The following is a 10,100-nucleotide window of genomic DNA, read 5'->3' on the forward strand; positions in this document are numbered from 1 at the left end:
GCGAGGCGATCGGCCTCTAACCGACGGGAGAAGTCCATGGATACAGCTGCCCGGACCCGTCAGCGGATACTCGCCCTTTTCCTCCCCATCGCCGCCGTGCTCTATATAAGCGCCGAGGCACTAAGCCCCAAAGGCACCGACCAGGTGGCAACGGACACGGCCACCGCGCTCAAGCTGCTGGCCATCGCGGCACAGCACCCGACTCAGGTCTACATCGCAGGCACATTCGCGGTTCTCGGCCTGGGGGCTCTGGCCGTCTCGTACGCCGCGATCGCCGCGCTGGCCAGAAACCGCGGTTCGGTACTCGCCACGGTCGCGGCGCTGATCGGGGGAATCGGTGCCTTCTGCGGAGCCATCGTGGAAGTCCTGGTCTTCCCCAACGTCGCCGCTGCCGCCACGGCGCACACGACACGAGCCGCGGCCGCGCAGTTCCTGGTGACAACCTTCAACTCCGGATTCGGCCATGTGTTTCTCTACGTCTATTTCATCGGTATCTACGTTGCGCCGCTGCTCATGGGGATTGCGCTGTGGCGAAGCCGGGCCGTTCCGCGCTGGCTGGCGGTCCTGTTCTTCGTCGGCCTGGAAGTCGCCCAGCAGCAAATATCCGCCGGGCCCGTCGTCATCTTGTACATGCTGCCCTTCGCGGCAGCGATGATCCTGCTCGCGGCAAAGATCTGGCAGGCGGCTACGCTGCCTGCCAGCCAGCCACAACAGGAACTGGCCAGCGTCCCCCCGCAGCAGTAAACAAAGGCATCCCGGCAGAGACACCAGCCCGGTCTTCTTGCATGGCAAGTTCACGGATCCTCTCCAATACCGAGGCTTTTTGCGGCGGGCGTATTCGTCCTGATTGTGGCTAAGTGGATACCCTGACGTCTCCGCGTCCAGCGCGGACAGCAGCCACGGTGGCCGCGTGCTGGACAATCGGGAGCCAGCACGGCGGCTGCGCACAGAACCGGTCAGCATGACGTGTGAGCCATCTTGATCTGCGCGCATTGTCGGTGTGGCCCGGCTTGCGCCGGGCGGGCCTCCCAAGGCTGAGCCCGGCGCAGGAGCCGGGCCAGCGGCGCCGCGCAGCGGCGGTGCCTTGATCTAAGAACGGCACAATTCGGCAACGCAGCGCTTGAGCGCTTGAGCGAAAGTGCAGCCGGTCTTGCGCGTTTCGCGCGACCGCTGATGGTCCTAGCCGCTGCTGTCCGGCCGATTCGGCCGACGGTGGTTGTGTGGGTATGCCGCACCGGGGCCGTGAGCTGGGTCAATGAAGAGCCGCGTATGCTGTGGCCTGGCCGAGGGCGAGAGGATGATCGTGGGAGCTGCTGGCAAGCAGGTGCTGTTGCTGTGGGATGTTGATCACACGCTGATTGAGACCTGACTTGGGCCAAGTTTCGGCGCTGAGCGGTGGCGCAGCATGCTGACCAGCGGGTACTCGGCTCGGCGGCGGCGGATTTGCGCACTAAGCGCAAGGGCACGCGGAACGCCGACTCTGCACGACCCGTAATCGCCCCCGCATGGACCGTCCGCCGTGCGCAGAGCAGCCAGTTCTGCACCTAGCGGGCGACACCGCTTGCGGCGTGCAGCCGCGCGATCCACCAGTCCAGCGCCGCCCGCAGGTGCGTGGACTGGCCGGTGGACAGCATGATCGACACCCCGCCCTGGATCCCTGCGAGCAGCGCCGCGGGGGGCCTGTTAGGTTCAAGAGATGATGAAGAAGGTTCTCGAACTCCTGGTCTGTCTCCTGCATCCCGTCGCTGTGATCCTCATATGGATTGACTTGGCAACTCGCCGTAATATCGGGGGCGGTGCGAAGGTGGCATGGGCTCTGTTCGCCCTCATCCCGCTCGTGCCGTTCCTCTACGTGCTAACGGGTGGCGACCTATGGTGACGTGGGCAGCGGTGACGATGCGCCGCTAGGCGGGCACGGGACTGAGCGTGACGCGATGGAGGCGCTGTGCGCCGCTGATCGCGATATCGGCCGACAGATCGTTTCGCGTCTCTGTACTCGCTGAGTGGAGGCGTCGAACGTCGAAGCGACGGCGCCTCGGGGTGATCCGACAGATCCGCTATCCACAGCCGATCGTCGGTCACGGTATGTGACTAACGAGTGAGTCGCAGTTGGCTAAAACAATTACAGATCGCCGAATATCTGCGGTTGACGCTAGGGGTGCTGTGGCTCGGCACCTGTACGCAGATGTTCCAGTTCTGTATGGCCTCGTCATCAGGCGGCAGATGCGTATCTCATTCAAGGTCAGTTTGCCTCTTGCCCCGCACGAGCCGTCAGGAATCTTCGTCGTCTCCGAAGCTGTCTTCCCAGAAGAGCGCTTCACTGATATCCATAAGATCACGGCCGACGGCCTCAGTCATGACATCAGTGAGCGCAATTCCAGCTGACAGTAGCTCGCTGGCGACTGCGCGAATATCAGTAAGCGTAAATGGCCGTACGTCCGAAGAATACTTATGGCGACGACTCCTGACCATCTGGAAAGCGGGATTGAACCTAAGGCCTATCGCCACGCTGTGCGCGAGGTGGTTACGCTGCACGTTGACTGCTTTGCAGCGGGTCAGCACGGTCTTGATCGCCTCCCGGTCCACATCTGACATCTCGTGGTGCGCGTCGGCGAGGGCGTTGGACTGCTCGATAAGCCAGTCTGCGGCCTGCCCGCCGGCCACTACAGCGGCGTACTTGCTTCCGACCAGAGCGCAGAATGCCTGCCGTAGTCTCCCTTCCATGGTCGCGGACAACTCGATGACCTCCCCGATTAGGGTTAGCCGTTCGGTGTGATGGTTATCTGAATCTGGGCGGCCTCCCGGTCAACCAGCAGTCGGCGGTCGGCCAGCGGTTTCAGCCTGGCTTTCCGGTGAAGGGGCGCCGGCGACGAGGTCCTTCAGCCGGTTCCACCGCTCCACGCGGCGCTGATCGTAACGGAGCGCGGCGCGGGTGGCGCGGCGCGGCCGGGTGGCGTAGCGGCGCTCCGCCCACCAGGACCCCGGCTTAGCCAGCCTGATCGCCCCGACCAGCGCAACGACACCAATTGCGATGCCGACGACACCGGTCACGACCTTGCCCTTGAGCAGGCAGATCATGCAGAGCACCAGGTTGATTGCGATGCCGGCGATCGACGACCACCAATCCGCCGTCCCGATGGCGCCGGTCACGAAGCTGGACCCGCCGACTAGCGCCCCGGTTATCACTAGGACGCAGAAGATCGCGTCGACCGATTGCCGGCCCTGTTTGGCCCAGTAGACATCCTTCAGGTGCAGCCAGAGCGCGAACTCGTCCACCGTGAGGCCGACGCCCACGCCGAAGAGCGCGGCCGCCGCGTCAAGCGCGGCCCCCCACGGCCTCTGCGATACCAGGATGATGCCGGAGGCAATGATGATCAGGATGCCGAAGACCTGGTGGTGAACGTGATTGTCACCGATCGAAACGTTGCCGAGCCCGGCCCCGCCGCTCCCCGACCGGATCATCCTGGTCACCATCCTGGTGACGAGGAAGGTCACCAGGATGCCGAGGAACATCCACATCATGGGATGCAGAGCAGGATCACCCCCGCCGACCGAAATCTCTGCTGCCTGCAGAGATGCCCGACGGCAGCAGTCAGGAAACATCCGGCACGGGCGGCCGGAGTAGTACCGGGGAGGCTGCCAGCGCGCGACCTGCTGGACGGTCGCCCGGGGAAACCGACATCTTCATGGTGCGCAAGCTCTGGAGCCCCGCTGGCGCTGGCCGACGAGGCGCAGCGCGCTCACCGGCGGCAGCTCGACGGTGCGGGCGCGGAGGGACGCCGTCCGTGGACGCGGCAAGGGTCATGCGTCGTGACGGCCAGAGAGTATCAGCGAATCATGCGCCTGACCGGTGCCGGAACGAGTGGAGCGGGCGACGGGAATCGAACCCGCATGACCAGCTTGGAAGGCTGGGGCTCTACCATTGAGCTACGCCCGCACAATCTGCCAGCGTCGGTAGCGCGCCTCCGCGCGCCCGCACACCAGGCAGGCCGTCACAGGCAGCGTACCGGTTCCGTCCCGCCGCCCGCACCCCGCGCTGCCCCTGCCGGCCGCATGATCGTCGGCAGCAATTTGAGGAGCGCCGCGCCCGCCAGCAGAAAGGGGGGGCGGCGCGCCGGCCCGACGGCAGACATGTCCCGGCACGCGTGCCCCGGGCTTCGGCCCTCTCGTCGCCTCCCGCCCCGTCTCGTGATCGAATGAGCACGTTGGCAACCGCTCCGAGCAAGACGCAAAGACGCAAAGACGCACAGAGGAGAAACCGGACATGTCCTCCGCGACACCCGCCACTCCGGCGCAACCACAGGCGCAAGCACAAGCGCAAGCGCAGATCGGCGTCACCGGACTTGGCGTGATGGGCCGCAACCTGGCCAGGAACTTCGCCCGCCACGGCTTCGCGACGGCCCTGCACAACCGCACCACGTCCAGGACCGACGACGTGATGCAGCACTTCGGCCACGAGGGCACCTTCGTCCCCAGCCGCAGCGCGGAAGAGTTCGTGCGCTCACTGGAGCGCCCCAGGCGGATCGTCATCATGGTGAACGCCGGACCGGCCACCGACGCGGTGATCGACGAGTTCGCCCCGCTGCTCGAGCCGGGCGACATGCTCATCGACGGCGGCAACGCGCACTTCAAGGACACCCGCCGCCGGGAAGCGAACCTCAAGGACAGCAAGCTTCACTTCGTCGGCATGGGCGTCTCCGGCGGGGAGGAGGGCGCGCTCAACGGCCCGTCGATCATGCCCGGCGGATCAGAACAGGCCTACCAGGACCTCGGTCCCATGCTCGAGACCATCGCGGCTCAGGTAGACGGCACGCCGTGCTGCACGCACGTCGGCCCGGACGGAGCGGGCCACTTCGTGAAGATGGTGCACAACGGCATCGAGTACGCCGACATGCAGCTCATCGCCGAGGCCTACGACCTGCTGCGGAACGCGGCGGGGTACCAGCCGCAGCAGATCGCCGAGATCTTCAGGACGTGGAACGAAGGCCGCCTCGACTCCTACCTCATCCAGATCACCGCCGAGGTCCTCGCGCACACGGATGCGGAGACCGGCAAGCCGTTCGTGGACATCGTGCTCGACCAGGCCGAGCAGAAGGGCACCGGCCGCTGGACCGTGCAGGATGCCCTGGACCTGGGCGTCCCGGTCAACGGCATCGCGGAGGCGGTGTTCGCCAGGTCGCTGTCCGGGCACGCCGACCTGCGCGGCGCCGCCCGCCAGCTGGCCGGCCCGACGCCGGGCACCCAGGTAAGCGACCAGTTCCCTGACCTGGTGGAGCAGGCGCTGTACGCCTCCAAGCTGGTGTCCTACGCGCAGGGCTGGAACATGATCGCCGCGGGCAGCGCCGAGTACAACTGGGGCATCGACCTGGCCGCGATGGCCACGATCTGGCGCGGCGGCTGCATCATCCGCGCGAAGTTCCTCGACCGGATCCGCACCGCCTACGAGACGAGCCCGACGCTGACGACGCTGCTCGCCGACCCGGACTTCGCGAAGGAGATCGGCGATGCCCAGGACGCCTGGCGCGAGGTGGTCGCCACCGCCGTCAGGATCGGCGTCCCGGTTCCCGGCTTCTCGGCCGCGCTCGCCTACTACGACGCGCTGCGGGCCCGGCGGCTGCCCGCGGCGCTGATCCAGGGCCTGCGCGACTACTTCGGCGCGCACACTTACCACCGGACCGACCGCGAGGGCGCCTTCCACACGCTGTGGGCGGAAGATGGCTCAGAGGTTTCCCGTTAGTCCCGCTTCCGTCCCCGTTATCCCGAACGGGCCCGTGGTGACTCCCTGACCTCCCGCACCCTCCAACAGGAGCATTGTCCGTAGACCGGACAACTGTCCGTATGTTCGCATGCCAGACATCACCGGTCTATCTCATTTGCGCGTACCGCTAACGTTTGCTCTTGACACCCGGAACAGAACCCGACACGCTTCCGATCATGCTCAACTGACCGTGTTGCGGACATTAGTCCGTTTCACGGCGCACGCCTTTTGGCGCATAAAAATACCGGTGGACCGGGCTGGCACCCGGCCCACCGGCCTAACCGCTAACCCACCTCCCAGTGAGCGAGCACAAAGGAGTTTAGCCGTGCCATCTATCCCGGCAACGCGGTGTCTCCGCCGCAGTGCCGCCGCGGCGGCGTTCGCCGCCGCGGCGCTCGCGCTCGCTGCCTGCAGCAGCAGTAGCAGTAGCAGCAGCACGTCGTCTTCATCGTCATCCGCCGCGACGGCGAGCGCCGCGGCGGCCAAGAAGCCGATGACCATCGCGTACCTGTCGTTCGCCGTGGACAACACCTACGACGCCCCGATGCTCGCGGCGGCCCAGGCGGTGGCGTCGACCGACGGCGCGACGCTGAAGGTGTTCGACGCGGACAACAACCCGCAGACGCAGTACAACCAGCTGCAGACCGTCATCAACTCCGGCCAGTACAACGGCATCATCACGCAGCCGATCGTCAGCACCGGCCTCGTCACGCTGGTCCAGCAGGCGATCGGCAAGGGGATCAAGATCGTCAACATGGACCAGATCCTCGGCACCAGCCTGAGCACGGACGCGCCGCAGGTCACGGGTCTGTCGGCCAACGTGACGTTCGTCCCGACCTTGATCGGGACCCAGCTCGGCCAGCAGGTGGTGCAGGCGTGCGCGTCGAAGAACCTGAACCCGTGCAAGGTCGGTTACCTGTACGACATCAAGGCGTCGTCGCTTGACACCGCGATCTACAGCGGGTTCAGCGCGGCGATCAAGGGCAGCCCGGTCCAGGTCGTCACCAACGGCCAGTCCTTCTTCACCCCCACCGACGGTGAGTCCGCCACGCAGACCATGCTCCAGGCGCAGCCGGGCCTGAACGTGATCACCGGGTCCGACCAGGGCATGGAGGGCGCCACGGTGGCGCTGTCGACCGCGCACAAGACCGGCCAGGTTCTTCTTGTCGGCTACGGCGCGAGCGACGCCGCGATCGCCGGCGTGGCTTCGGGTGCCTGGTTCTCCGACGTCGCCCAGGCGCCGGCCAGCGAGGGACGGCTCGCCGTCCAGGCGCTGGTGGCGGCCATCCAGACCGGCAAGGTCAGCGGCGCCATCAACCCAGTGGCCGCCGAGCCGAACGGCGGCATTGTCACCAAGGCGACCGCCAGCCAGTTCACCGGTGAGTGGACGGGCTGATCGTGCCGGAAGCTGAACCATCCCTCCAGGACGCGCATGTCGAGCTGAAGGACATTTCCAAGTCTTTCGGCGGAACGCGCGCCCTGGAGGGCGTCAGCCTGACCGTAGGGCGCGGTTCGATCCACGCGCTGGTGGGGGAGAACGGGGCAGGCAAGTCCACCCTGGGGAAGATCATCGCGGGGGCACACGCCCCGGACAGCGGCCAGCTTCTGCTGGACGGCGAGCCGGTCAGGTTCCACTCGCCACGGGACGCGATCGCCCGTGGCGTCATCCTGATCGCCCAGGAGCTGGCGATCGTGCCGGCGCTCACCGTGGCGCAGAACGTCTTCCTCGGCGTGGAGCCCCGGCAGGCGGGCTTCCAGCAGCGCCGCGAGCTGCGCCGCAGGTACCGCGCGCTGGCCGCGTCCGTCGGCTTCGAGCTCGACGGCGACGCCAACGCCGGATCACTGCGGACAGCCGACCAGCAGAAGGTCGAGATCATGCGCGCGCTGAGCCGCAACGCCCAGCTCATCGTGATGGACGAGCCGACCGCCGCGCTGTCGCGGCCGGATGTGGAGGCGCTGCACGCGGTCATCCGCCAGCTCGCCAGCTCCGGCACGACCGTGGTGCTCGTCTCGCATTTCCTTGGCGAGGTGCTTGAGCTCGCCGACGAGGTGACGATCCTGCGTGACGGCCGCCTGGTGCGGACCGTGCCCGCCGCCGGGCAGACCGAGGAGTCGCTGATGGCGGCGATGCTCGGCCGGCCGCTCGACGCGACGTTCCCTGCTAAGCATCCCGTCGGCGCGGACACTCCGGTGGTGCTCTCGGTCCGCGACCTGGTCGCGCCAGGGGTGGCCGGCGTCTCTTTCGAGCTGCGCGCCGGGGAGATTCTCGGCCTGGCCGGCCTGGTCGGCGCGGGCCGCTCCGAGGTCGCCCGCGCGATCTACCGGGCGAACCGGGTCGCTGCCGGGACGGTCAGCGTCATCTCCGAGGGCAGGGAGCTGACCGTGACAGGGACACCCAGGACCGCGCTGCGGTCCGGGCTGGCGATGATCCCTGAATCCCGCAAGGAACAAGGCCTGCTGCTCGACCGCCCGGTGACGGAGAACGTCACCCTGTCCAGCCTCGCGCGGGTATGCCGCGCCGGGATGGTCCGGCGCGGGGCGGAGCGGCGCACCGTGCGGCAGACCCTGACGCGGGTGGACGTCCGCGGCGCCAGCCCGGGGGCGCCGGCCGCCGCGCTGTCCGGCGGCAACCAGCAGAAGCTGCTGTTCGGCAGGTCGCTGCTGCGCGACCCGCGGGTGCTGATCGCCGACGAGCCGACCAGGGGCGTCGACGTCGGAGCCAAGCGGGCGATCTACGAGCTGCTGGCCACGCTGACCGGCCGCGGGCTCGGCGTCCTGCTGATCTCCTCCGACGTCGAAGAAATCCTCGGCCTGGCGCACCGCGTGCTGGTCATGCGCGGCGGCCGGGTCGCCGCGGAGCTCACCGGCGACGGCATGACCGAGGCGGCGATCCTCGGCGCCGCGTTCGGTACTACCGAGCCGCCACCGAAAGAGGTGCCTGAATGAGTCAGCCGCAGGCCACGGCGCCGGCCACCTTCCGGATGCCGGGGTCGGAGTTCCTCGGCCGGGTGCGCGAGGGCGGGATCATCTACCCGTTCATCCTGCTGTTCATCGTCCTGGCGATCTGGAAAGGGTCGACCTTCTACGGCAGGACGAACCTGCTCGAGATCCTCGACCAGCAGTCCGCGACGCTGATCATCGCGGCGGCCGGCACGATGGTCCTGATCACCGGCGGGATCGACCTGTCGGTCGGCGCGACGTACGCGCTATGCCAGGTGATCGCGATGAAGATAGCGATCTCCGGTAATCCGGTGGCCGCGATCGTCGTGGGTGTCATCATCGGCATCGCGGTTGGCGCGGCCAACGGCGTGATCACGACGTTCTTCCGGATCAACTCGCTGATCGCCACGCTGGCGGCGTCGTTCGTGATCACCGGCGGCGCGGCGCTGATCACGGGAGGCAACCTGATCACCAACTTCTCGGTGACCGGGTACGCGAACTTCGCGCGCACGCAGTTCCTCGACGTGACGACGGCGGCATGGACGATGATCGGCGTGGTCATCATCCTCGGGGTCGTGCTGGCGCGGACGATGGCAGGCCGGTACATGTACGCGGCGGGGTCGAATGCCGAGGCGTCCCGGCTGGCCGGCGTCCGGGTGCAGTGGATCAAGCTGATCACGTTCGCGATCAGCGGCGGCGCGGCCGCGCTCGGCGGCATCATCGACTCCGCCCGGGTGCTGTCCGCGTCGTCGTCCAACGGCGGCACGGCGCTGACGTTCACCGTGCTGGCCGGCATCGTGGTCGGCGGCACGTCGATCCTGGGCGGCGAGGGCGCGATCTGGCGGACGGTGATCGGCGTGCTGTTCATCGCGATGATCGGCAACGGCTTCACGCTGCTCGGCTGGAACCCGCTGTACGAGCAGATCACCCTCGGCCTCATCTTGCTCCTCGCGGTCGGCGGCGACGCCTGGTCCCGCCTCCGGACTACCTGACCTCGTAGGGCGCTGGGCCTTGGGGCAGATTCCTGGCGGGAGTCCTTCGGAACACCGCCAGGAATCTCCCCTGCGGCCCCGCTTCCTCTGGCGGGGTCGGCAGTCGCTCCGGCCTTGCGCCCTCGTCGCTCCGCGACGTCCTCTCACAGCTCCTGCTCGCGAAAGCGTCAGCGCCCGGGCCGGGCTCACCCCAGCTCTCCTGGCCGGGCCCGCTTCCGTGGCAGAGGTCTGGCAGTCGCTCCGGCCTTCCTGGCCAGCCTCGCCCTCACCCCTCCCTGGCCGCCCCGCCCTCAGCTCGCCCTGGCCACTCCACCCTCAGCGCCCTCGCAGCCAGTCTCCTCAGCCACTCAGGCCCCTGTGCCCTCTGTACTCAGCGGCCTTGCGCCTACCCGATGTGAGCCGGATGACCT

Annotated in this window: 7 protein-coding genes and 1 tRNA gene; 5 read left to right on the forward strand and 3 right to left on the reverse strand. The window is 67.5% G+C overall.

The window, feature by feature from the left end:
* Positions 1-36 precede the first annotated feature (36 nt).
* The gene (locus WA805_RS23375; RefSeq protein WP_425243409.1) at positions 37-744 is read left to right on the forward strand and encodes a hypothetical protein; all 708 of its coding nucleotides are present in this window, start codon (positions 37-39) and stop codon (positions 742-744) included.
* A gap of 1,527 nt (positions 745-2,271) precedes the next feature.
* Here WA805_RS23375 and WA805_RS23380 read toward each other — a convergent pair.
* The 3 genes from WA805_RS23380 to WA805_RS23390 all read right to left on the reverse strand — a co-directional run bounded on the left by WA805_RS23380 (position 2,272) and on the right by WA805_RS23390 (position 3,937).
* The gene (locus tag WA805_RS23380; protein ID WP_425243410.1) at positions 2,272-2,664 is read right to left on the reverse strand and encodes a hypothetical protein; all 393 of its coding nucleotides are present in this window, start codon (positions 2,662-2,664) and stop codon (positions 2,272-2,274) included.
* Positions 2,665-2,805: 141 nt separating this feature from the next.
* Entirely contained in the window at positions 2,806-3,522 is a 717-nt protein-coding gene (locus WA805_RS23385; protein ID WP_425243411.1) for a hypothetical protein, read from the reverse strand.
* A gap of 341 nt (positions 3,523-3,863) precedes the next feature.
* Positions 3,864-3,937: transfer RNA gene (locus WA805_RS23390), tRNA-Gly, on the reverse strand.
* A 327-nt stretch (positions 3,938-4,264) separates the two neighbouring features.
* Between WA805_RS23390 and gndA the strand changes: the two genes are divergently transcribed.
* From gndA to WA805_RS23410, 4 genes are all read left to right on the forward strand, one after another.
* On the forward strand, positions 4,265-5,737 hold the full coding sequence (gndA, locus tag WA805_RS23395) for an NADP-dependent phosphogluconate dehydrogenase (protein WP_425238591.1): 1,473 nt from the start codon (positions 4,265-4,267) through the stop codon (positions 5,735-5,737).
* Positions 5,738-6,083: 346 nt separating this feature from the next.
* Positions 6,084-7,154: a sugar ABC transporter substrate-binding protein gene (locus tag WA805_RS23400; RefSeq protein ID WP_422337946.1), complete on the forward strand. Its 1,071-nt coding sequence runs from the start codon at positions 6,084-6,086 to the stop codon at positions 7,152-7,154.
* Between the two features lie 2 nt (positions 7,155-7,156).
* Positions 7,157-8,704, forward strand: a complete 1,548-nt coding sequence (locus tag WA805_RS23405; protein WP_425243412.1) for a sugar ABC transporter ATP-binding protein — start codon at positions 7,157-7,159, stop codon at positions 8,702-8,704.
* Positions 8,701-9,690, forward strand: coding sequence for an ABC transporter permease (locus WA805_RS23410; RefSeq protein ID WP_425243413.1), 990 nt, complete (start codon positions 8,701-8,703; stop codon positions 9,688-9,690). The genes WA805_RS23405 and WA805_RS23410 overlap by 4 nt, the downstream gene beginning before the upstream one ends.
* Positions 9,691-10,100 lie beyond the last annotated feature (410 nt).

The sequence above is a fragment of the Trebonia sp. genome, assembly GCF_049794275.1.
GTDB lineage: Bacteria > Actinomycetota > Actinomycetes > Streptosporangiales > Streptosporangiaceae > Trebonia.

Coding starts and splice junctions, on each gene's coding strand:
- WA805_RS23375 (WP_425243409.1), top strand. CDS start 37: ATGGATACAGCTGCCCGGACCCGTCAGCGGATACTCGCCCTTTTCCTC.
- WA805_RS23385 (WP_425243411.1), bottom strand. CDS start 3,522: ATGATGTGGATGTTCCTCGGCATCCTGGTGACCTTCCTCGTCACCAGG.
- WA805_RS23410 (WP_425243413.1), top strand. CDS start 8,701: ATGAGTCAGCCGCAGGCCACGGCGCCGGCCACCTTCCGGATGCCGGGG.
- gndA (WP_425238591.1), top strand. CDS start 4,265: ATGTCCTCCGCGACACCCGCCACTCCGGCGCAACCACAGGCGCAAGCA.